The 22,309-nt window shown below is 70.7% G+C and carries 18 protein-coding genes; 9 read left to right on the top strand and 9 right to left on the bottom strand.

The genetic code is table 11. The annotated features are described in order from the left end of the window. The first annotated feature begins 129 nt into the window (after positions 1-129). Positions 130-1,077: a hypothetical protein gene (locus tag BLW57_RS29145; RefSeq protein WP_093478569.1), complete on the top strand. Its 948-nt coding sequence runs from the start codon at positions 130-132 to the stop codon at positions 1,075-1,077. 88 nt (positions 1,078-1,165) lie between these two features. Here BLW57_RS29145 and BLW57_RS29140 read toward each other — a convergent pair whose 3' ends face one another. After that, the gene (locus BLW57_RS29140) at positions 1,166-1,594 is read right to left on the bottom strand and encodes a Rieske (2Fe-2S) protein (RefSeq protein WP_093478568.1); all 429 of its coding nucleotides are present in this window, start codon (positions 1,592-1,594) and stop codon (positions 1,166-1,168) included. 280 nt (positions 1,595-1,874) lie between these two features. Here BLW57_RS29140 and BLW57_RS29135 point away from each other — a divergent pair, with 280 nt between their 5' ends. Continuing rightward, positions 1,875-2,957 carry a LacI family DNA-binding transcriptional regulator gene (locus BLW57_RS29135; protein ID WP_093478566.1) on the top strand — a complete coding sequence of 361 codons (1,083 nt, stop codon included), beginning with the start codon at positions 1,875-1,877 and terminating at the stop codon, positions 2,955-2,957. Then, positions 2,954-3,865, top strand: coding sequence for a carbohydrate kinase family protein (locus BLW57_RS29130; protein ID WP_093478565.1), 912 nt, complete (start codon positions 2,954-2,956; stop codon positions 3,863-3,865). The genes BLW57_RS29135 and BLW57_RS29130 overlap by 4 nt, the downstream gene beginning before the upstream one ends. A gap of 197 nt (positions 3,866-4,062) precedes the next feature. Here BLW57_RS29130 and uvrA read toward each other — a convergent pair whose 3' ends face one another. Beyond that, entirely contained in the window at positions 4,063-7,089 is a 3,027-nt protein-coding gene (gene uvrA, locus BLW57_RS29125) for an excinuclease ABC subunit UvrA (RefSeq protein ID WP_093478563.1), read from the bottom strand. Positions 7,090-7,313: 224 nt separating this feature from the next. On the opposite strand from uvrA, the gene BLW57_RS29120 reads away from it, so the two are divergent. From BLW57_RS29120 to BLW57_RS29100, 5 genes are all read left to right on the top strand, one after another. Beyond that, complete coding sequence (locus BLW57_RS29120; protein ID WP_093478562.1) at positions 7,314-8,000, top strand: maleylpyruvate isomerase family mycothiol-dependent enzyme; 687 nt, start codon at positions 7,314-7,316, stop codon at positions 7,998-8,000. Between the two features lie 46 nt (positions 8,001-8,046). Next, entirely contained in the window at positions 8,047-8,703 is a 657-nt protein-coding gene (locus BLW57_RS29115; RefSeq protein ID WP_093478560.1) for an MBL fold metallo-hydrolase, read from the top strand. Between the two features lie 469 nt (positions 8,704-9,172). After that, positions 9,173-10,057, top strand: coding sequence for an ABC transporter substrate-binding protein (locus BLW57_RS29110; RefSeq protein WP_093478559.1), 885 nt, complete (start codon positions 9,173-9,175; stop codon positions 10,055-10,057). Further along, positions 10,054-10,968 carry an amino acid ABC transporter permease gene (locus BLW57_RS29105; RefSeq protein ID WP_093478557.1) on the top strand — a complete coding sequence of 305 codons (915 nt, stop codon included), beginning with the start codon at positions 10,054-10,056 and terminating at the stop codon, positions 10,966-10,968. The genes BLW57_RS29110 and BLW57_RS29105 overlap by 4 nt, the downstream gene beginning before the upstream one ends. After that, entirely contained in the window at positions 10,965-11,717 is a 753-nt protein-coding gene (locus BLW57_RS29100; protein WP_093478556.1) for an amino acid ABC transporter ATP-binding protein, read from the top strand. Before BLW57_RS29105 ends, BLW57_RS29100 begins: the two co-directional genes overlap by 4 nt. 7 nt (positions 11,718-11,724) lie before the next feature. On the opposite strand, the gene aroQ is transcribed toward BLW57_RS29100, so the two are convergent. Beyond that, entirely contained in the window at positions 11,725-12,198 is a 474-nt protein-coding gene (gene aroQ / locus BLW57_RS29095) for a type II 3-dehydroquinate dehydratase (protein WP_093478554.1), read from the bottom strand. A gap of 177 nt (positions 12,199-12,375) precedes the next feature. Between aroQ and BLW57_RS29090 the strand changes: the two genes are divergently transcribed. Next, positions 12,376-13,680, top strand: a complete 1,305-nt coding sequence (locus tag BLW57_RS29090) for an MFS transporter (RefSeq protein ID WP_256339616.1) — start codon at positions 12,376-12,378, stop codon at positions 13,678-13,680. Positions 13,681-13,726: 46 nt separating this feature from the next. Here BLW57_RS29090 and BLW57_RS29085 read toward each other — a convergent pair whose 3' ends face one another. From BLW57_RS29085 to BLW57_RS29060, 6 genes are all read right to left on the bottom strand, one after another. Continuing rightward, positions 13,727-14,827, bottom strand: a complete 1,101-nt coding sequence (locus BLW57_RS29085; protein ID WP_093478551.1) for a calcium:cation antiporter — start codon at positions 14,825-14,827, stop codon at positions 13,727-13,729. A gap of 135 nt (positions 14,828-14,962) precedes the next feature. Then, positions 14,963-15,928: a TerC family protein gene (locus BLW57_RS29080; RefSeq protein ID WP_093480943.1), complete on the bottom strand. Its 966-nt coding sequence runs from the start codon at positions 15,926-15,928 to the stop codon at positions 14,963-14,965. Positions 15,929-16,162: 234 nt separating this feature from the next. After that, a complete protein-coding gene (locus BLW57_RS29075; protein WP_093478550.1) occupies positions 16,163-18,181 on the bottom strand; it encodes a TerD family protein in 2,019 nt (672 codons plus the stop codon). 64 nt (positions 18,182-18,245) lie between these two features. Next, complete coding sequence (locus tag BLW57_RS29070; RefSeq protein ID WP_093478548.1) at positions 18,246-18,824, bottom strand: TerD family protein; 579 nt, start codon at positions 18,822-18,824, stop codon at positions 18,246-18,248. 157 nt (positions 18,825-18,981) lie between these two features. Continuing rightward, a complete protein-coding gene (gene uvrB, locus BLW57_RS29065) occupies positions 18,982-21,120 on the bottom strand; it encodes an excinuclease ABC subunit UvrB (RefSeq protein WP_093478547.1) in 2,139 nt (712 codons plus the stop codon). Between the two features lie 40 nt (positions 21,121-21,160). Next, a complete protein-coding gene (locus BLW57_RS29060) occupies positions 21,161-22,042 on the bottom strand; it encodes an MHYT domain-containing protein (protein ID WP_093478545.1) in 882 nt (293 codons plus the stop codon). Between the last annotated feature and the right edge of the window lie 267 nt (positions 22,043-22,309).

Genomic DNA, 22,309 nt, shown 5'->3' with positions numbered 1-22,309 from the left:
CGTGCACGCGGACGGGGGCGCGACACGCACGGCCACGGGCGCCCATGGCGCTCACGGGTGTGGCCGCGCCCACACCCGCGCAGACGGTCTGACCAGCCGTAGTGACACTTCACAGAGAGGCCCCTCGGCATGCGGCATGCCACAGAGCACGCGGACTTCCCCACCGCGGAACTGGACACAGCTTTGCGGGGCGGCCCCTTCCACGTGGCGCTGCGCGCCGCGATCGCCGCACGCGGGCTGCCGCTCCAGCGCGTCCAGCACCACCTGTCGCGGTACGGGGTCAAGGTCGGTGTGACCAGTCTCAGTTACTGGCAGCAGGGGGCGCGCCGCCCGCAGCGCCCCGAGTCACTCCGGGCCGTGCGGGCACTGGAGGAGATCCTGCGCCTGCCGGACGAGTCACTGATCCGGCTGCTCGCCGAGTCCGACGACCGCGCGACGGCCGGCCGCCCGGCGGGCCGCTCCTACCGCTCCCTGATCGAGGCCTCGGACGTCCAGGACCGGCTCCGGGCCGAGCTGGGCGGGTCCTTGGACGGCGGGCTGCACACCCTCGGCCACCATGAACACGTCCGGATCGGCGCCCGGCGCGAGCTGGCCGGACGCGAGGCCCATCACATCGTGCGGGCCCACCGCGACGGCGTCGACCGGTTCCTCGCCGTGCACCACGGCGACCCCGGCAGCAGCCCGCGCGACATGCGGGTGCGGGCGCTGGAGAACTGCCGCACGGGCCGTGTCCACTGGGACCAGGACACCGGCGTCCTGGTGGCCGAGCTGCTCTTCGGCACCCGGCTCCGCTCCGGCGACACGTTCCTCTTCCGGTACGGCGTCGAGGACGGCACGGCCGGCGTCTCCGGCGAGTACCTGAACCGCTTCGACCTCCCTGGCGGGCAGTACTCCCTCCAGGTGCACTTCGAGACGGCCGCACTGCCGGGGCGCTGCCACCGCTTCACCCAGCACTCGGCTGCGGCTCCCCGCAACGGCCGGCAGGAACTCTCCATCACCGAGCCGCACCACTGCGTCCACGTCGTCGAGCCGCGTATACGGCCGGGCATCCTGGGGATCGCCTGGCAGTGGGAGTGAACGGGCCGCCGGCCCTCTGAGGAACCCGGCTGCCGGGACGGGAGGGACGTGGTGCGAGGAGCGTCGGTGACTCCGGGGCTTCTCCGGGTCAGTCGGCGGGGCCCGCCACGATCCGGCCGTTCGCGTTCTTCACCGACAGCTCGGTCAGGGGCTCGGTGGCCGGCGCCTGGACCACCTTGCCCGTCGCCGCGTCGAACCGGCTGCCGTGGCAGGGGCAGATCAGAGTGGTGCCCTGCAGCTTGTTGATCGGGCACCCGGCGTGCGTGCACACCGTGCTGAACGCCTTCAGCGTCCCGTCCGCTCCGCGGCTGACCACCACGTTGTGATCCCGGTAGAGCTTGGCGCCGCCCTTCGAGATCTCGCTCTCCGCCCCGAGGTCGACCGGTGCGGTGGGCGCGGAGGAGGCCGTGTCCCCGCCGCCCGGAGCGGAACAGGCAGCCAGTGCGATCCCGGCGACCGGGGCCGCGGCGGCTCCTCGGAGAACGGTACGGCGGCTCGCGGACGATCGGGCGGGCATCTGGAACTCCACGGGTCAGGGGGTGGGCAGGGCGACGATACCCGGGCAGAAAGGCCGCTCGGAGGGCGGGGCCGAGGGCAGGCGCTGAGGGCGGAGAGGCCGGTCCGAAGGCGCGGCCGAGAGACGGAGTGGCGTCGGTCGGGGATGGATCGGTCGACGTAAACGCTTGCGTAAGCGTTTACGCGAGACCGCCCGCTGGGGTACGTTCCCGGCCGTGAGGCCGAGGTACGTCGCCAGGTGTGCCGACAGGCGGTCGCGCCGTTCCCGGGAGGAGAATCCGATGCCCACCATGGCGGACGTGGCCCGCTGTGCCGGAGTCTCCGTGGCCACCGTCTCCCATGTCCTCAACGGCACCCGCCCGGTGCTGCCGCACACCCGCCAGGCCGTGCTGGACGCCGTCGACGCCCTCGGCTACACGCCCAACACCCTGGCCCGCTCGCTGGTGACCTCCAGGACCCGCTCCATCGGCCTCGCGGTGTCGGCGATCAGCAATCCGTACTTCACCGAGATCCTCCAGGGGGTCGAGGCGGCCGCCCTGGAAGCGGGTTACAGCCTCCTCATCGCCGACCCGCACGACGATCCCGGGCATGAACGCAAGGTCGTCCAGCTCCTCCACGAGCGCCGGGTGGACGGCATGATCGTCGCCCCCTCCGCGGAGCCGCACGATCTCGTCGGCTACCTGGGCCGCCACACCGTGCCGACGGTGTTCCTGGACCGGCTGATCGACCCGCGGGTGCCGGCTCCGTTCTTCGATCAGGTCTGTGCCGAGAGCGCCGAACCGACGGCCCGGCTCGTGACCCATCTCGCCGGGCTGGGGCATCGCCGGATCGGTCTGGTCGCCGGCCTGCCCGGGCTCAGCACGACCGGTGAGCGCATCGCCGGCTACCAGGACGGACTCAGCGCCGCCGGCCTCGGGCACGACGAGCGTCTCCTCGTCACCGGCAACTCCGAGTCCGCCGGTGCCGAGCAGGCCACGGACGCGCTGCTCGCCCTGCCGGACGCACCCACGGCACTCGTCACCGCCAACAACGCGATGACCATCGGAGCCCTGCGGGCCCTGCGCCGACATGGCCTGTCCGTGCCGGAGGACATCGCCCTGTGCTGCTTCGACGACTTCGCGTGGGCCGACCTGTTCTCGCCACGGCTCACCGCGGTCGCCCAGCCCAGCAGGGAACTCGGCGCTCGGGCCGTCCGCATGCTGCTGGACCGTCTCACCGAGCCGAGCCGGCCGTCCCGGACGGTGCGGCTGCCGTGCGCGTTCATGCACCGCACCTCGTGCGGGTGCCCCGAGAAGCCCGGGCGGACCGAGGAGTCCGGGCGCACTCCCTCCCCCAAGCCGTCCGAGAAGGGAACCGACTCGTGATCGTCGTCGCCGGTGAGGCACTGATCGACCTGGTACCGCAGGGCCCCGGTGCCCTCGCGGACCTGAAGCCGGCGCCGGGCGGCGGCCCGTACAACACCGCCGTGGCGCTCGGCCGGCTCGGCTCGCGTACCGCCTTCTGCTCCCGGACGTCCTCCGACGCCTTCGGCGAGGCCCTGCTGGACGGGCTGCGGCGGGCCGGGGTCGACGTGTCGGGGGTGGAGCGCGGGCCGGAGCCGACGACCCTCGCGGTGGCCACACTCGACGGCGGAGGCTCGGCCGCCTACTCCTTCTACGTGGACGGCACCGCCGACCGCCTGTTCACCGCCCCGGCCGCCCTGCCCGCCGGCACGCGTGCGGTGTCCTTCGGTACCTGCTCGCTCGTCCTGGAACCCGGGGCGAGCGCCTATGAGGAGCTGATGCGGGTAGCAGCCGGGCAGGGGCTGTTCACGGCGCTGGACCCCAATGTCCGGGCAGGCCTGATCCCGGACGCGGACGCCTACCGGGCGCGTTTCAAGAGCTGGCTGCCCTCGGTGACGCTGCTGAAGCTGTCTGCGGAGGACGCCGCCTGGCTGGGCGGCACTCCGAGGGAGTGGCTGGCCGCGGGGCCGTCGGCCGTGGTGGTCACCCGGGGCGGGGACGGCCTGACCGTGTTCACCCGGGACGGCGGGGAGCACTCCGTGCCGGGCGAGAAGGTCGATGTGGTGGACACCATCGGTGCCGGCGACACCGTGAACGCTGCCCTGCTGCACGGGCTGTCCGCCCAGGAGGCGCTGTCCTGGGAAGCGCTCGCCACCCTGGGGGCACAGGGCTGGACGAGGCTGTTGCGCTTCGCGGCACGCGCGGCGGCGATCACGTGCTCGCGGGCGGGGGCCGAGCCGCCGTACGCGGCCGAACTGGGCGAGTGGTGAGCCCTCTGTCTTCCCTGTGGTCTTGTCAAGGTTCGGCCGGATCCGCGGTGTCGGGACCTGGTGGTGCACTTCGGGTCCGGAGCGGCTGATGGTGGAACGACCGGCGCCCCACGGGGAGTTTCCGTGGGGCGCCGGTTTGTGATGTTGTGTCAGGCCGTTCCGCCACCGTGGTCACGGTCCGGACGGGACCCGCCGCTTCAGGCCTTGCGGGCGCGCGTCGTCTTCTTCGCGGGCGTCGCCTTCTTCGCGGCCGTGGCGGCCTTGGCCGTCGTGGTGTTGTTGGCCTTGGCGGTCACCGTCTTCTTCGCCGCCGTGGTGGCGGCCGCCGTCTTCCTGGCCGTCGTGCGGCGCGACGCCTTCACGGGCTCCGCGTCGCTGATGCGCTCGGCGCCCAGGATCTCGCGGAGGAACTTCCCGGTGTGGCTGGCCGGAACCCCGGCGATCTCCTCGGGCGTCCCCTCGGCGATCACGAGACCGCCTCCGGCGCCGCCTTCTGGGCCCATGTCCACGACCCAGTCGGCGGTCTTGATCACGTCGAGGTTGTGCTCGATGACGATGACCGTGTTGCCCTTGTCCACCAGACCGCCGAGGACCTTCAGCAGCTTGCTGATGTCCTCGAAGTGCAGACCGGTGGTCGGCTCGTCGAGGACGTAGACCGTGCGTCCCGTGGATCGCTTCTGCAGTTCGCTGGCGAGCTTCACACGCTGCGCCTCGCCGCCGGAGAGCGTGGTGGCGGACTGGCCGAGGCGGACGTAGCCGAGACCGACGTCCTTGAGCGTGCGCAGGTGCCGGGAGATGGCCGGGACGGCCTCGAAGAAGTCGGTGGCCTCCTCGATCGGCATGTTCAGCACGTCGGCGATGGACTTGCCCTTGTAGTGGACCTCCAGGGTCTCCCGGTTGTACCGGGCGCCGTGGCAGACCTCGCACGGGACGTAGACGTCCGGGAGGAAGTTCATCTCGATCTTGATCGTGCCGTCGCCCGCGCAGTTCTCGCAGCGGCCGCCCTTGACGTTGAAGGAGAAGCGGCCGGGCAGGTAGCCGCGGACCTTCGCTTCGGTCGTCTCGGCGAACAGCTTGCGGACGTGGTCGAAGACGCCCGTGTAGGTCGCCGGGTTGGACCGCGGCGTGCGGCCGATCGGCGACTGGTCGACGTGGACGACCTTGTCGACGAGGTCGTCGCCGTCCACGCGCGTGTGCCGTCCGGGGACGTTCCGGGCGCCGTTCAGCTCGCGGGCCAGGTGCGTGTAGAGGATGTCGTTGACGAGCGTCGACTTGCCGGACCCGGAGACACCCGTGACGGCCGTGAACACGCCCAGCGGAAAGGACACGTCGATGTCCCGCAGGTTGTTCTCACGGGCGCCGTGGACCGTGAGCTGCCGGGACGGGTCGAGGGGACGGCGCACGTCCGGGAGCGGGATCGCCTTGCGGCCCGAGAGGTACGCACCGGTCTGCGACTCGGTGTTGGCGAGCAGCTCCTTCAGGGAGCCGCTGTGCACGACCTTGCCGCCGTGCTCACCGGCGCCGGGGCCGATGTCCACGACCCAGTCGGCGACCTTGATGGTGTCCTCGTCGTGCTCCACGACGATGAGCGTGTTGCCCATGTCCCGCAGTCGGACCAGCGTCTCGATCAGCCGGTGGTTGTCCCGCTGGTGCAGGCCGATCGACGGCTCGTCCAGGACGTACAGGACACCGACGAGGCCGGAGCCGATCTGCGTGGCAAGGCGGATGCGCTGGGCCTCGCCGCCGGAGAGCGTGCCGGCCGCGCGGTTCAGCGAGAGGTAGTCCAGGCCGACGTCGACCAGGAAGCGCAGGCGCTCGTTGACCTCCTTGAGCACCCGCTCGGCGATCTTCTTGTCGCGGGCGTTCAGCTTGAGCCGGCCCAGGAAGTCCGCGCAGTCGCTGATCGACATGGCGGCGACCTCGGCGATGGACTTCTCCATGATCGTGACCGCGAGGACGATCGGCTTCAGGCGCGTGCCCTGGCAGGAGGGACAGGGCACCTCGCGCATGTAGCCCTCGAAGCGCTCGCGGCTGGCGTCGCTCTCCGCCTCGCTGTGCCGGCGCTTGACGAAGGGCACGGCGCCCTCGAAGGGCGTGGTGTACACACGCTCGCGGCCGTACCGGTTGCGGTAGCGGACCTCGATCTGGGTCTTGTGGCCGTGGAGCAGCGCCTTCTTCGCGCGCTGCGGCAGCCCCGCGAAGGGGATGTCCGTGCGGAAGCCCAGCGCGTCGGCGAGGGCGCCGATCAGGCGGCCGAAGTAGTCCTTGGTGTGCCCGTGCGACCAGGGGTGGATGGCACCCTCGTCCAGGGACTTGTCCTCGTCCGGGACGATCAGCTCGGGGTCGACCTCCATGCGCGTGCCGATGCCGGTGCACTCGGGGCAGGCGCCGAAGGGCGAGTTGAAGGAGAAGGAGCGGGGCTCCAGCTCCTCGAAGGACAGGTCGTCGTACGGGCAGTACAGGTGCTCCGAGAACATCCGCTCGCGCTCGGGGTCGTCCTCCGGGAGGTCGACGAAGTCGAGCACGACCATGCCGCCGGACAGGCCGAGGGCGGTCTCGACGGAGTCGGTGAGGCGGCGCTTGGCGGAGTCCTTCACGGTGAGGCGGTCAACGACCACCTCGATGGTGTGCTTCTCCTGCTTCTTCAGCGTCGGCGGCTCGGACAACTGAATGGTCTGGCCGTCCACACGGGCGCGGGAGTAGCCCTTGGTCTGCAGGTCGGCGAAGAGGTCGACGAACTCGCCCTTGCGCTCGCGCACGAGCGGCGACAGCACCTGGAAGCGGCTTCCCTCCGGCAGCTCCAGGACCCTGTCGACGATGGCCTGCGGCGACTGGCGGGAGATCGGGCGGCCGCACTCGGGGCAGTGCGGCTTGCCGATGCGCGCGAACAGCAGACGCAGGTAGTCGTAGACCTCGGTGATGGTGCCGACCGTCGAGCGCGGGTTGCGCGAGGTCGACTTCTGGTCGATGGAGACCGCCGGGGACAGACCCTCGATGAAGTCGACGTCCGGCTTGTCCATCTGGCCGAGGAACTGCCGGGCGTACGAGGAGAGCGACTCCACGTAGCGACGCTGACCCTCGGCGAAGATCGTGTCGAAGGCCAGGGAGGACTTGCCCGACCCGGACAGACCCGTGAAGACGATGAGCGAGTCACGAGGCAGGTCGAGCGAGACATTCTTCAGGTTGTGCTCGCGCGCGCCACGGACGATGAGACGGTCGGCCACGCCGGTCCGCACCTTTCTTGAGAGAAGTGACAGGGGCGGGGCCCCCGTGCTTCTTCAGACTAGGGGGAGCCACTGACAACGCCGGTCGGATTGCCCGGTCGCATAACAACCCCCGACCTTCCAGCATGCCCGACGCCACTCTCGACGATATAGCACGTGCTTTCGATTTGCGGGCGAGGTTCACCACCTTCACCCGAAGGTGTGGCACGACTAGGGTCAGCACCATGATTGATCACGCTCATGACCTGGCATGTGTACGTGACGCGACCGAGCGGCTCCTCACCGCTGTCGCCAAACTGGACAACGCCTCGCTCGCAGACTCGTCACGGCTGCCCGGCTGGAGCCGGGGGCACGTCCTCGCCCACCTCTCCCGGAACGCCGACGCGATCGTGAACGTTCTGGAGGGCCGGCCCATGTACGCGAGCGCCGAGACCCGGGACGCCGACATCGAGCGCGACGCGCGACGCCCGCTGGACGAGCAGCTCGCCGACCTGCGCGAGAGCGCGGCCCGCCTCCAGGCGGTCGCGGACCTCCCCGCGGACTGGGCCCGCACGGTGGAGCTGCGCAACGGCGTCACCGACACCGCGGCCCGGGTGCCGTTCCGGCGCTGGGTCGAGGTGGAACTGCACCACGTGGATCTCGGCATCGGCTACGAGCTGGAGGATCTCCCGGCCGAGTTCGCCGAGCGGGAGACCGGCTTCCTCACGCAGCGCTTCGCCGGCCACGCCGACGTCCCGGCGACCCGCGTCACGGACGGCACGCGCGCGTGGAGCACCGGGCGGGCGGCGGACGAGCCCGAGGTGGAGGTCGCCGGCCGGCCGGCGGAGCTGGTGGGCTGGCTCGCGGGACGCCGCGACGGCGCGGCGCTGGAGGTGCGGGGCGGGACGCTCCCGAAGCTCCCCCCGCTGTAGTGCGACGGCCGTCCGCCGGCGCCCGGCCCGCTATAGGCTGATCACCATGACGTACACCGGAGAGGTCAAGGTCGGCGGACCGGCGGACGTGCACGAGCTGAAAGACCTGATGATCACCAAGATCGCGGTCGGCCCGATGGACAACAACGCCTATCTGCTGCGCTGCCGGGCCACCGACGAGCAACTGTTGATCGACGCCGCCAACGAGGCCGAGACGCTCCTCGGCATGATCGGTGACGACGGCATCGCGTCCGTCGTCACCACCCACCAGCACGGCGACCACTGGCAGGCCCTGGCCGCGGTCGTCGCCGGCACGGGCGCACGCACTCATGCCGGCCGTGAGGACGCCCCGGGCATCCCCGTGCCGACCGACGTCCTCGTCGACGACGGCGACGTCATCCGGGTGGGGCGCGTGGAACTCACCGCGCGCCACCTCGTGGGGCACACGCCGGGTTCGATCGCGCTGGTCTACGACGACCCGCACGGTCATCCGCACGTCTTCACCGGCGACTGCCTCTTCCCGGGGGGCGTCGGCAACACGCGCAAGGACCCCAAGGCGTTCGCCAGCCTGATCCACGACGTGGAGACGAAGCTCTTCGGCGTGCTTCCGGACGAGACCTGGGTCTACCCCGGTCACGGCAACGACACCACGCTGGGCGCCGAACGGCCGCACCTCCCGGAGTGGCACGCGCGCGGGTGGTAGGCGGCCAGGTGTCCGCTGACTCGGGCGGCCCGGCCGACGCGCGGTCGCGTGCACGTGAGCTCGCCAGGCCTACGTGTACGTGAGCGGTCGCGCGTACGTGAGCGGCCGCCCGCGTGCTTTCTCCTCGGCGCGCGCCCCGCTCACGAAGTGCGCCGCCCGCGCACCCGCCCGGCGTGCGCCTCTCTGCGCGCGCCCCGTGTGAACGCTTCGCACGCGCCGGACACCCGTGCGCGCTCCCGCGCACCGCTGCCGCGCGGTCAGCTGGTGGCAGCCCCGCGCAGGATGACGGCTCCTGAGCGGTATGGGCCGCCGGCCTCCAACCCCGCCCTCGGCCGGCGGCCCAGGCAGGGGCACCCGTCGCGAGCGCAGGCCACGGACGGCGTTCACACGGCCGCAACACCGTTCCCAGCATGCGGACTTTCACCGCCATGACCTCGACAAACGCAGAGTTCGCTGCCACTCTCCCGCCATGCACTCTGCCCCTCGCACTCTGCGCCGTGCGGTGGCCGCCGCCACCGTCGCCCTGCTCGCCACCGCCCTCGGCTGTGCTCCGCAGCCCGAGGAGAAGGCCTCGACTCCCGCCTCCGGATCGGCCGCGAAGAGCTGCGTACGGGGCAAGTTGACCACCAGCACGCCCGGGAAGCTGACGATCGCGACGGACGAGCCGGCCTACGAGCCGTGGTTCAAGGACGACAAGCCCGCCAGCGGCAAGGGGTTCGAGTCGGCGGTCGCCTACGCCGTGGCGAAGCGGCTGGGGTACTCCAAGGACACGGTCGTCTGGCAGAGCGTCCCGTTCAACAAGGCGTTCGCCCCCGGTGTGAAGACCTTCGACTTCGACATCAACCAGGTGTCGATCAGCGCCGAACGCAAGAAGGCCGTGGACTTCTCCTCCGGCTACTACGACGTGCGCCAGGCCGTCGTCGCGCTCAAGGGCGGCAAGGCGGCCGGAGCGAAGACTGTCGCGGACCTGAGGAACCTCAAGCTCGGCGCCCAGGTGGGCACCACGAGCCTCGACTACATCACCGACGTGGTGAAGCCGAAGCAGGAGGCCGCCGTCTACGCGAAGAACGACCAGGCCAAGTCCGCGCTGAAGAACGGTCAGGTGGACGCCGTCGTCGTCGACCTGCCGACCGCGTTCTACATCACCGGCGCCGAGGTGACGAACGCGAAGATCGTCGGCCAGTTCGAGAACCGGGGCGGCACCCCCGAGCAGTTCGGGCTCGTGCTGGACAAGGGCAGCGCGCTCACCGCGTGCGTCACCGGCGCAGTGGACGCCCTGCGCAGGGACGGCACCCTGGCGGACCTCGAGAAGCAGTGGCTCTCCGACGCCGTCGACGCCCCGGTCCTCAAGTGACGGTCACCAAGGGCGAGTCCGCCCGGGAAGGAGCGGACGACGAGGGTGACATGACCGCCGGAGGCGCCTACACACCCTCCGAACGGCGTCTGGAGCGCGAGCGCCACAAACGCGCGCGTGCCCGTCGCGCCACGGCCCTCGCCGCGATCTCGACGCTCGTCACGGCCGCCGTGCTCTACCTGGTCGTCGTCAACGCGCCGGGCTGGCCACGCACCCGGGAGACCTTCTTCAGCGCGCGGTACGCGCGCGAGGCGTTCCCCAAGGTCCTCGACGGGCTGTGGCTGAACATCCGCCTGCTGCTGGTCTGCGGTGCCGCCGTCCTGGTCCTCGGCATGCTGATCGCCGTCGCGCGGACGCTGCGCGGCCCGGTTTTCTTCCCGCTGCGGGTGCTGGCGGCGGCGTACACCGACTTCTTCCGCGGCCTCCCCCTGATCATCAATCTGATGATCGTCGTCCTGGGCGTGCCCGCACTCCGGCTGCAGGGTGTGACGGTCGACCCGGTACTGCTGGGCGGTACGGCGCTGACGCTGACGTACTCGGCCTACGTGGCGGAGGTGTTCCGGGCCGGCATCGAGTCCGTCCACCCCTCCCAGCGGGCGGCGGCGCGCTCCCTGGGCCTGACCAACCGGCAGGCCCTGCGCCACGTCGTGCTTCCCCAGGCGGTGCGCCGGCAGGTGCCGCCCCTGCTCAACGACCTGGTGTCACTGCAGAAGGACACGGGTCTGGTGTCGATCGGCGGTGCCGTGGACGCCGTACGGGCGGCCGACATCATCGTGGGCCGCAGCCTGAACTACACGCCGTACATCGTCGCCGGGCTGGTGTTCGTCGCGCTGACCATCCCGATGACCCGCTTCACGGACTGGGTGACGGCGCGGATGGACCGGCGGCGCGCCCAGGGAGGAGCACTGTGAGCGAGGCACCCGTCCTGCGTCTGGAGTCCGTCCGCAAGACCTTCGGCGACGCCGTCGTGCTGCGCGACGTCGATCTGGAGGTCGCTCCGCACACGGTCACCGCGCTGATCGGTGCCTCGGGCTCCGGCAAATCCACGCTGCTGCGCTGCGCGAACCTCCTGGAGGAGATCGACGACGGCGCGATCTGGCTGGACGGCGAGGAGATCACCGACCCGCGCGTCGACCAGGACGCAGTACGGCGCCGGATCGGCGTGGTCTTCCAGTCGTACAACCTGTTCCCGCACATGACCGTGCTGGACAACATCACCCTCGCGCCGCGCCGGGTGCACGGCGTCTCCCGCGGCGAGGCCGAGGAACGGGCCCGTGAGCTGCTGGAACGCCTCGGCCTCGCGGGCCGGGCGGACGCCTATCCGGACCGGCTCAGCGGCGGCCAGCAGCAGCGTGTGGCGATCGTCCGGGCCCTCGCCGTACGGCCCCGGCTGTTGCTGCTGGACGAGATCACGGCGGCACTCGACCCCGAACTCGTGGGCGAGGTGCTGGAGATGGTCCGCGGTCTGAAGGACGACGGCATGACCATGGTGCTTGCGACGCACGAGATGGGGTTCGCCCGGGACGTCGCCGACCAGGTCTGCTTTCTGGACGGAGGGGTCGTGCTGGAGCGCGGAACCGCCGAGCAGGTCTTCGGCGATCCGCGGCAGGAGCGCACCCGGCGCTTCCTGCGGCGGATCGTGGACGCCGGCCGCCTGTAGCCGCCGGCTACGCGTCGGCCTGGGCCGCTCCCACCAGAGCGGCGACCCGCTCCACGCCGAACACATAGCCCTGCACTCCGCAGCCCGCGATCACACCGTCGGCGCGCAGGGAGACGTACGAGTGGTGCCGGAACGCCTCGCGCTGATGGATGTTGGAGATGTGCACCTCCAGCACGGGCACGCCGTCGCAGGTGTTGAGCGCGTCCAGAATCGCGACCGACGTGTGGGAGTACGCGGCCGGGTTGATGACGATCCCGCAGTGGTTCAGCCGTGCCTCGTGGATCCAGTCGACCAGCTCACCCTCATGGTTGGACTGCCGGAAGTCCACCGTGCCACCGTGCGCGGCCGCCGCATCGGCGCACATCGCCTCGACGTCGGCCAGCGTGTCCTTGCCGTAGATCTCGGGCTGGCGCTGGCCGAGCAGGTTCAGGTTGGGCCCGTTGAGGATCATGATCGGGGCGTTGGCCAGGGTGCGGGGCACGGTTCCTCCGGTCCGTCGGGGCGGTGCGTCGACGACCGCCGCTCGCACCCGGTGTATCACGCCGGCCGGAGCGGGCGGCCGGCCGTGTGCGCCGTCGCCTCGGCGCACGCTCCAGGGGCGTTCGGCCGCCACCGCACGCCCCCGTAACCCATGATCACCGCTGGTGGTTGACGCGGCATGCACGATGTACGCACCGTAGCCACACCCTCCATGCCGCGGCTCGCCGCCGCGTCCCTCACCGGGACCGCGATCGAGTTCTACGACTTCTTCGCCTACGGCACCGCCGCCGCCCTGGTCCTCGGGCCGCTGTTCTTCCCGACCTTCTCACCGGTCGCGGGGACCCTGGCGGCCTTCGGCACCTTCGGTGTGGGCTTCGTGGCCCGGCCGCTGGGCTCAGTGCTGTTCGGGCACCTGGGCGACCGGCGCGGACGGCGGCCGGTGCTCGTCCTTTCGCTGCTGCTCACCGGCGCCTCGACGGTCGCCGTCGGCTGCGTGCCGTCGTACGGGTCGATCGGTGTCGCCGCGCCCGTGCTGCTGCTGGTCCTGCGCTTCCTGCAGGGGCTGGGGCTCGGCGGGGAGTGGGGCGGGGCCGTGCTGCTGACCGCCGAACACGCGCCTCCCGGGCGGCGTGGACTGTGGTCGAGCTTCCCCCAGGTGGGGCCCGCCGTCGGCTTCGTGCTCGCCAACGGGGTGATGCTGGCGCTGTCGGCGGCGCTGTCCGAGGCGCAGTTCGCGCACTGGGGGTGGCGGGTGCCGTTCTGGGCGGCCGGAGCGCTGGCACTGGCCGGTCTGTGGCTGCGGTCGTCCCTCACGGAGAGCCCCAGGTTCCTGGAACTCGACGATCTCGCGCGCGTGCCCCTCGCCGAGGTCGTACGGCACCACGGGCGGCTGGTGCTGCTGACCGCGGGGGCGCTGGCCGCCGGGTACGCGGTGTTCTACGCGGTGACGACCTGGTCGCTGTCCTACGCCACGGAACGACTCGGCGTGAGCCGCACGGTCATGCTCACCTGTGTCATGGCCGCGGTGGTCGTGAAGGGAGCGCTCACGCCCCTCATGGCGCTGCTCGGCGACCGTTTCGGGCGCCGGCCGATGTGCCTGGCGGGGTGCGCCGCCTGCGCCCTGTGGATGCTGCCGATGGTCGCGCTGCTGGCCACGGGCGAGCCGCTGCTGATGTTCCTCGGCATCCTGGGCGCGCTGCTGGCCTTCGTCACCATGTTCGCGGTGATCGCCGCCTACCTGCCGGAACTGTACGAGGCGCGGGTGCGCTGCACGGGTGCCGCCGTGGGCTACAACCTCGGCGGGGTCCTCGGCGGCGCGCTCACCCCGATCGTGGCCACGGCCCTCGCGGCCCACGGCGGGCGTGTCCCGTGGGGCGTGGGCCTCTACCTGACGGGCATCTCGCTGTTCAGCCTCGGGTGCTTCGCGCTGCTGCCGGAGACCCGGCCGGTCCCGGTACCGGCGGTGGAGCCGGTGGCCGGGTGACGGGCGTGCGGCCGTGTTGTTCGGGGTCCCCGCTCACGGCCCGTTCTCAGGGGTTGACCGCCAGCTCCAGGTAGGCCGCGAACAGCACCAGATGGACCCCGCCCTGCAGGGGTGTCGCGCGTCCCGGCACGACCGTCAGGGAGCTGACCACGATGGTCAGCGCGAGCAGCAGCATGTGTACCGGGCCGAGGCCCAGGACGAGCGGCCCGGACAGCCAGACGGAGGCCAGGGCCACGGCCGGGATGGTCAGGCCGATGCTGGCCATGGCCGAGCCGAGCGCGAGGTTGAGACTGGTCTGCACCCGGTCGCGACGGGCGGAGCGCAGCGCGGCGATCGTCTCGGGCAGCAGGACGAGCAGGGCGATGACCACACCGACGACGGCCTGGTTCAGGCCGGCGGCCTTCACGCCCGCCTCGATGGTCGGCGACACGCCCTTGGCCAGGCCGACCACCCCGATCAGGGCGAGGCCGAGCAGGCCGAGGCTGATCCAGGCGGTACGCGCGGACGGGGGCTCGGCGTGGTCATCGGCGGTGATGACCTCGCCCTGCCGGGTGAGCGGCAGGAAGTAGTCCCGGTGGCGCACGGTCTGGGTGGTCACGAACAAGCCGTACAGGATCAGCGAGGACAGCGCGGCGAAGGTCAGCTGGACGGTGGAGAACTCGGGTCCGGGCTTGCTGGTGGTGAAGGTCGGCAGGACCAGGCTGAGCGTGGCCAGTGTCGCCACGGTCGCCAGGGCCGCGCCGGTGCCCTCGGGGTTGAAGACGGCGGTGCCGTGCCGCAGAGAGGCGACGAGCAGGCAGAGGCCGACGATGCCGTTGCAGGTGATCATCACGGCGGCGAAGACCGTGTCCCTGGCGAGGGTGGCACTCTTGTCGCCACCGTCCACCATGAGGGTGACGATCAGGGCCACCTCGATGATCGTGACGGCGACGGCCAGGACCAGGGAGCCGAAGGGCTCGCCGACCCGGTGGGCGATGACCTCGGCGTGGTGCACGGCCGCGAGGACGGAGCCGGCGAGCACCAGAGTCGCCAGGGCGACGACCGCGCCGGGCAGGTCACGGCCCCAGGTGAAGACCAGCAGGATGATGGCGAGCACCGGCACGAGGACCGTCCATAGCCCGGTGAGCGACCTCAGCCTAGTGATCATGCCGCGATGTTCGCAGAGACGTACAGGGTTCGCATTCCGTTCTTTCCGGATACCTCTCATCCTTTCCGGTGGGCGGCCCGGTCCTGGCGGACCGGGCCCCACGTCGTCCCGCTCCTTCCCGAGCGGTCGGCAGGGTCAGGCGCCGATGCTGTCCTTCTGACGGTCCTCGGCGGCCTGCTTCTTCGTCGCCATCAGGCTGGTGATGGTGGTGACGATAAGGACGGCACAGATCACGCCGAGAGAGACCGGGATACTGATCTCGGGGACGTGGACGCCGGACTCGTGCAGTGCGTGCAGCACCAGCTTGACGCCGATGAAGCCGAGGATGATCGACAGGCCGTAAGAGAGGTGGACCAGCTTCTTCAGCAGGCCGCCGATGAGGAAGTACAGCTGCCGCAGACCCATCAGCGCGAAGGCGTTCGCGGTGAAGACGATGTACGGGTCCTGCGTCAGGCCGAAGATCGCGGGGATGGAGTCCAGTGCGAACAGGACGTCCGTGGTGCCGATGGCGAGCATCACGACCAGCATCGGGGTCATGACCCGCTTGCCGTTCTCCTGGATCCACAGCTTGGTGCCGTGGTACCGGTCGGCGACACCGAACCGGCGCTCCGCGGCCTTGAGCAGCTTGTTCTCCTCGTACACCTCGTCCTCCTCGTCGGCGCGCGCCTCCTGGACGAGTTTCCACGCCGTCCAGATCAGGAAGGCGCCGAAGAGGTAGAACACCCAGGAGAAGCTGGCGAGGATGGCGGCTCCGGCGGCGATGAACAGGGCCCGCAGGACCAGGGCTATGAGCACGCCGACGAGCAGCACACGCTGCTGGTACTGCGTGGGCACCGCGAACTTCGCCATGATCAGGACGAAGACGAAGAGGTTGTCCACGCTCAGGGACTTCTCGGTGATGAAGCCCGCGAAGAACTCTCCGGCCGGCTGCCCGCCGCCGAAGACGAGGAGACCGAGGCCGAAGAGTCCGGCCAGGGCGATCCAGACGACGGTCCAGATTCCGGCTTCCTTGATCGACACCTCATGCGGCTTGCGACCGATGAAGAAGTCGACGGCGATCAGGGCGGCGAGGCCCACGATGGTGAGGACCCACAGGCCCATGGTGACTTCCACTGCACCTCCGGCATTGCGTGACGGCAAACATCAGCGTTGTCGCTGCCGGAGGTCTCTTCCACCCGCGCGGGGCCGACGACCCGGGACCTGTAACCAGTCCGTACTGACGGGTGCGCCGCAGTCAGGGAGTACTCCCCTCCGTACGGAAGAGAGTACCCCAATCACCAAGGGAAGGTAAAGGGCAAAGTAAAGGAAAGGCCAAGTGTGCAGCTCAGGCACGCTTTACCTGCGCTTGGTCCGTTCTCTCGCCACCTCGGCGAGCACCCGCTGGACGATCTGGCTGCCGCCAGGCACGAGCGAGGGCTCGTAGGTCCAGGCATGGCCGACCCAGGGGTCGGCGAGGTGGTCGTCGGGCACCGGAGTGAGTCGCATCAGCGAACGCCACAGCGGGTCGAGCAGGGGGCCGTACGCGGCCGCGTCCTCCCGGTCGGCGACCATCACCAGGTGGACGCCGACCGCCGGGCCCTCGTCCGCCAGGTAGCGCAGCCGGGTCACCGCGCGGTCGTCGAAACCGTGCGGGAAGTCGTTCACGATGAGCAGTTGCTGCGCCATGTCGACATCGGCCGGCAGCGCTGCTGCCGCTCCGCCGCGCAGCGCCATCTGTACCAGGTCCACCCGCCGGGTGAGCCTCTCCAGAATCTCCGTCACACCCGCCGCCCCCGTCGCCGGCGGAGCGGCGAGCACCCCGGCCCCCGTCAGCGGCAGCAGCGCCCGAACCCCGGCACCGGCCGGGTCGATGACCTGCACGGCGAACTCCCCGGCCGGATGCACCGCGAGCAGCCGGGCGGCGAGCGCGACGGCGACCTCCATGGCCAGGTGCCGCAGCTCGGCGGAGTCCCGGAAGGAGTCGTCGAGCGCCGCCGTCGGTCCGCTGTCGATCCACAGGCCCCGCTCCAGCGGCAGCCTGACCAGCATGGGGATGCGCAAGGGCACGCTCTCGGGCAGGTGGAGCTCCCCCAGTCGTAGCGCCAGCGGCGGCTCGTTGGGCACGCGGTAGCCGTGCCAGACAGGACTGTCCCACCCGGCGTACGCGGGCGGCAGCGCGGGCTCGACCACCTCTCCCTCGGCCGTGAGCTGGGCGAGATCACGATCTAGGACCGCGCGGGCCTGGTCGACCAGCTGGGTCCGGCGCGCCTGCGCCGCCTCGCGGGCGGCGTCTCCCGAGCTGCCGAGCCGGTCACGGGGGTCGGCGAGGGCCTGGTCGATCTCCTTCTCCAGACGGGTGTCGGCGAAGTCGACGGCACTGCGGTACGCGGCGGTGGTGCGGGCCAGATCCTCGAACATGCCCCAGACCTGGTTGTAGAGCCGTTCGTCCATCGACCAGCCCACGGCGTCGCCCGCCACGGGCCGGGCATGCTGTCCGTCACCGGCCGGGGTCGCGGAGGGCGGGGGCGGGGGCGGAGTGCTGTGGCGGCGCGGATGCGTGTAGTCGACCGGGCCGCCGACGGCCCGCGCCTGCGGGGTGGCGCCGAGGGTCTCGGCGTCGTACGGATTCGCGTCGGCGGCGTGCGGCTGCGGTGCGGCGTCCGCCGGCCCGTCGTAGGGGTTGCCGCCGCCGCGGGAGAGGTGCTGCGGGTCGTACGGCGAGGTCGACTCGCCCGTCGCGGAGGTGGACGGCGTCGCCGCGGAGGTGTCCTGGGGCGCGGACGTCGGCACGGGCCTGGCGGACGGTGCCGGTATCGCACGGGCCAGGCTCTGGGCCGTCGCCTCCTGGATGGCGGCCGCGAGATCGCCGGCCTGGGGCAGCCCCTGGTCGTCGAGGAGCGCGTGGAGGCCGCCCGCGTAGCCCTGGCCCATGGCGCGCACCTTCCACGCACCCTGTCTGCGGTACAGCTCCAGGACGAGCACGGCGGTCTCGGTGTCCAGACCGGTGAGGGTGTACGAGGCCAGTTCGGTGCCGTCGGAATCCTCGACGGCGCTGAACGGCGACGGGAAGGCACCGAAGCGGCGCGGCCCGGCGGTCGCGGGCGGCAGGGCGAGGAACACGTCGACCCGGTGCACGGCCTCGGGCAGGGCATCCAGGTCGACGGCCAGGCGGTGTTCGGCGGCGGCCTGCCGGGACACCTCGACACCGGGGAGCGCGGGGGCGCCGGGATGAGCCACCCACTGGGGGCCACGCACCGTGCTGTTCTCGTCGCCGAGTGCGGCTCCGACCAGGACCGGCACGCCGGCCGAGATCCGGATCGTCAGCCGTACCTGGGACAGCGGGTGGTTCTGCCCCCGCACCAGCTCGGCCGTCATCGCCGTCGCCCCCCCCTGTGTCCTGATGTGGTGCGCGCCCGCCCGTGGGCGGGCGCTGTCGGTCCTACAGGTGCGGCAGGATCGCCGGCATCAGGTCCTGGAAGGTACGGCCGTTGGCCGGGGTGCCCAGGGCGGTCATCGTCCAACTGGCGCCCGCGCGGGTCACCTTGGCCATGATCTGGGCGGTGTACTGGCCGCCGCCGGCCAGCGTGTAGCGGGCGAGTTCCTGGCCGTTGGTCTCGTCGACGAGGCGGCAGAACGCGTTCTCGACCTCCTGGAAGGTCTGACCCGTGAAGGAGTTGACGGTGAAGACGATCTGGTCGATGTGGACCGGCACGCGCTGGAGGTCCACCAGGATCGCCTCGTCGTCCCCGCCCTGGCCGACACCGCCGACGAGGTTGTCACCGGTGTGGCGCACGGAACCGTCGTCGCTCACCAGGTGGCGGAAGAAGACCACGTCGACCGGCTGCTTCTCGGCGAACAGTACGGCCGAGGCGTCCAGGTCGATCTCACGGGTGCGGGAGCCGAACAGGCCGCGCCGCTTCGCCGCCTGCCAGCCGAGCCCCATGCGGACCGCGGTCAAGGTGGCCCCGTCGTTCTTGGCGAGACTGATGGCCTGACCCTTGGTCAAATTGACGGACACGGCTGGTTCCCCTCTCGACGTCCCCTGCTGCCGCGAACTGCGCGGTTGCCAGAACCCTACGCAGGGGCACCGACAGCGCCGAACCCCGGCTCGCGCTTTGTGTCGGTGTTGCAACACTTGGCGCCCGCACCGGGGCCCGGGACGGTCGTCGGCGAGGTCAGGCGATGCCGGCCTCCCGCATCTGGCGGAGTTCCTTCTTCATCTCGGAGACCTCGTCCCGCAGCCGGGCGGCGATCTCGAACTGCAGCTCCGCGGCGGCGGCGCGCATGCGTTCGGTCATCTCCTCGATCTGCTCGGCGAGTTCGGCCGCCGGACGGTCCGTGGGAACCGTCGCGCCCTTCGCGGACTTGGCGGCCTTGGCCCCCTTGAGCGCCTTGTCACCGAGTGACGGGACGGGCGCCTTGGCGCCCTTGCCGTCCTTGGCCTTGCGGTAGCCGGACCCGAGGAGCTGCTCGGTGTCGACGTCCTCGCGGGCGATCTGCGCGACGATGTCGTTGATCTTCTTGCGCAGCGGCTGCGGGTCGATGCCGTTGGCCTTGTTGTACGCGACCTGCTTCTCCCGGCGGCGGTTGGTCTCCTCGATGGCCTTCTCCATCGCCGGGGTGATCTTGTCGGCGTACATGTGGACCTGGCCGGAGACGTTGCGCGCCGCGCGGCCGATGGTCTGGATCAGCGAGGTGCCGGAGCGCAGGAAGCCCTCCTTGTCCGCGTCGAGGATCGCCACCAGGGACACCTCGGGCAGGTCGAGGCCCTCACGGAGCAGGTTGATGCCGACCAGGACGTCGTACTCACCGGCGCGCAGCTCACGCAGCAGCTCCACACGGCGAAGGGTGTCGACGTCACTGTGCAGGTACCGGACCTGGATGCCGAGTTCCAGGAAGTAGTCGGTGAGGTCCTCGGCCATCTTCTTGGTCAGCGTGGTGACGAGGACCCGCTCGTCCTTCTCGGTCCGCATGCGGATCTCGTGCACCAGATCGTCGATCTGGCCCTCGGTGGGCTTGACCACCACCTCCGGGTCGACCAGGCCTGTCGGGCGGATGATCTGCTCCACCGCGCCGTCGGAGCGGGACAGCTCGTAGGTGCCCGGGGTGGCCGACAGATAGACGGTCTGCCCGATGCGCTCCTGGAACTCCTCCCACTTCAGAGGACGGTTGTCCAGGGCGGACGGCAGGCGGAAGCCGTGGTCCACGAGGGTGCGCTTGCGGGAGGCGTCACCCTCGTACATGGCGCCGATCTGCGGGACCGTGACGTGCGACTCGTCGATGACGAGCAGGAAGTCGTCCGGGAAGTAGTCGAGCAGCGTGTTCGGCGGGGAGCCGGGCGAACGGCCGTCGAAGTGCATCGAGTAGTTCTCCACGCCCGAGCAGGTGCCGATCTGGCGGAGCATCTCGATGTCGTACGTGGTGCGCATCCGCAGCCGCTGGGCCTCCAGGAGCTTGCCCTGCTTCTCCAACTCGGCGAGGCGCTCCCCCAGCTCCTTCTCGATGTCGTTGACGGCCCGCTCCATGCGTTCGGGGCCGGCGACGTAGTGGGAGGCGGGGAAGATGTACAGCTGCTGGTCGTCGCTGATGATCTCGCCGGTGAGGGGGTGGAGCGTGGAGAGGGCCTCGATCTCGTCACCGAACATCTCGATGCGGACGGCCAGCTCCTCGTAGACCGGAAAGATCTCGATGGTGTCGCCGCGCACCCGGAAGGTGCCACGGGTGAAGGCCGTGTCGTTGCGCGTGTACTGGATGTCCACGAAACGGCGCAGCAGCTCGTCCCGGTCGAACTCGTCGCCGACCCGGAGGGGGACCATGCGGTCAACGTACTCCTGTGGAGTACCGAGGCCGTAGATGCAGGACACCGAGGCGACCACGATGACGTCACGGCGGGTCAGCAGCGAGTTCGTCGCCGAGTGGCGCAGGCGCTCCACCTCCTCGTTGATCGAGGAGTCCTTCTCGATGTAGGTGTCCGACTGCGGGACGTACGCCTCGGGCTGGTAGTAGTCGTAGTACGAGACGAAGTATTCGACCGCGTTGTTCGGCAGGAGCTCGCGGAACTCGTTGGCCAGCTGGGCGGCCAGTGTCTTGTTCGGCGCCATCACGAGTGTGGGGCGCTGGAGCTTCTCGATCATCCACGCCGTGGTGGCGGACTTGCCGGTGCCTGTCGCGCCCAGCAGGACGACGTCCTTCTCGCCGGCCTCGATGCGCTTGGCAAGGTCGGCGATGGCCGTCGGCTGGTCGCCGCTGGGCTGGTAGGGGCTGACGACCTCGAAGGGCGCCACCGTACGTTCGATGTGGGAAACGGGCCGCATGCCATCAACCGTACGACCCCCCACTGACAACGGGTCCCGGTCAGCGGTTCTGCGGGGTGCGGGAGCCGTGGTACTCGGGTCGGCGGACCGGCCTGCGGCCCTGGTGGAGGGCGGTGCGGCGGTTATGGCGCGGGGCGACGGCGGCGGCCGGGACACCCGGCTTGTCCTCGTCGGGCGTGCGGGCGGGCCGCCCCATGACGGTCAGCGGTTCGTAGACCACGACCACGCCCGCCAGGAGCAGGAAGGCGAGCGGGCCGATCAGCATCGGCACGAGCACCGACGCCTCGGGGCCGCCTCCGGCGGCGGCGTGGTGGCTGCCATGGAGCTGGACGCCGAGGGCTGCCATGCCCATGTAGTGCATGCCGCTGACCGCGAGTCCCATGACGAGGCTGGCGCCCACGCTCCACAGCGCGCCCCGGACGTGCCCGGCGGCCCACAGTGCGGCCGTGGCCGCCACGACGCCTATGACCACGGAGGCGGCGACGGTGAGCGTGTTGTACGTGAAGTGGCCGTCGAACTGCACGCCCGCCATGCCCAGGTAGTGCATCGAGGCGACGCCCAGACCGGTGATCGTGCCGCCGGTGAACAGAGCGGTGCCGCTGGCACCCCGGTAGCCGACGATGAAGATCCCGACACCGACCATGACGATGGCGAGAGCGAGGCTCGCGTAGGTGATCGGCTTGTCGTAGTGGACCGAGGTCTCCTCGACGCTGAAGCCCATCATGGCGACGAAGTGCATGGTCCAGATGCCGGAGCCGATCGCGGCGGCCCCGAGGGCCAGCCACGCGGGCCGCCGGGAGCGCGCGACCAGCAGGGACCGGCTGGTGCAGCGCAGACCGAGGGCACCGCCCAGGCAGGCCATGAGGTAGGCCACCACCGGGGTGACGGCCCCGTAGCTGAATCCGTCGACCGTGCCTTGCATGCGCGGCTGCCCTTCCGCCCTGTTGCGTCCCGGAATACCGGCTGTGTGCCCCCGTCCCAGGACCGCGGGGGCGGTCAGGGTTGTCGCAGAGAGTATGACCCCCACCGGAATGGTCGAACGATTTTCCGGCAAAGAAACACGGCCTTGCCGCACTTGCGCGGCACTCGTGAGCGCTCTTGGACATCTCCATTCAATCTGTGGTCGTCGTGCACCCGCGTGCCGGTTACCATCTGCTGTCAGTCTGTTGCTGTCGGTATTCGCTCGACG

It is taken from the genome of Streptomyces sp. 1222.5 (assembly GCF_900105245.1).
GTDB lineage: Bacteria > Actinomycetota > Actinomycetes > Streptomycetales > Streptomycetaceae > Streptomyces > Streptomyces albidocamelliae.
This window is presented reverse-complemented; position numbering and strand designations above follow the sequence as displayed.

Excerpts from the sequence above, each read along its gene's own strand:
- BLW57_RS29145 (WP_093478569.1), top strand. The coding sequence starts at position 130 with ATGCGGCATGCCACAGAGCACGCGGACTTCCCCACCGCGGAACTGGAC.
- BLW57_RS29140 (WP_093478568.1), bottom strand. The coding sequence starts at position 1,594 with ATGCCCGCCCGATCGTCCGCGAGCCGCCGTACCGTTCTCCGAGGAGCC.
- BLW57_RS29135 (WP_093478566.1), top strand. The coding sequence starts at position 1,875 with ATGCCCACCATGGCGGACGTGGCCCGCTGTGCCGGAGTCTCCGTGGCC.
- BLW57_RS29120 (WP_093478562.1), top strand. The coding sequence starts at position 7,314 with ATGATTGATCACGCTCATGACCTGGCATGTGTACGTGACGCGACCGAG.
- BLW57_RS29115 (WP_093478560.1), top strand. The coding sequence starts at position 8,047 with ATGACGTACACCGGAGAGGTCAAGGTCGGCGGACCGGCGGACGTGCAC.
- BLW57_RS29110 (WP_093478559.1), top strand. The coding sequence starts at position 9,173 with ATGCACTCTGCCCCTCGCACTCTGCGCCGTGCGGTGGCCGCCGCCACC.
- BLW57_RS29090 (WP_256339616.1), top strand. The coding sequence starts at position 12,376 with ATGCACGATGTACGCACCGTAGCCACACCCTCCATGCCGCGGCTCGCC.
- BLW57_RS29085 (WP_093478551.1), bottom strand. The coding sequence starts at position 14,827 with ATGATCACTAGGCTGAGGTCGCTCACCGGGCTATGGACGGTCCTCGTG.
- BLW57_RS29080 (WP_093480943.1), bottom strand. The coding sequence starts at position 15,928 with ATGGGCCTGTGGGTCCTCACCATCGTGGGCCTCGCCGCCCTGATCGCC.
- BLW57_RS29075 (WP_093478550.1), bottom strand. The coding sequence starts at position 18,181 with ATGACGGCCGAGCTGGTGCGGGGGCAGAACCACCCGCTGTCCCAGGTA.
- uvrB (WP_093478547.1), bottom strand. The coding sequence starts at position 21,120 with ATGCGGCCCGTTTCCCACATCGAACGTACGGTGGCGCCCTTCGAGGTC.
- BLW57_RS29060 (WP_093478545.1), bottom strand. The coding sequence starts at position 22,042 with ATGCAAGGCACGGTCGACGGATTCAGCTACGGGGCCGTCACCCCGGTG.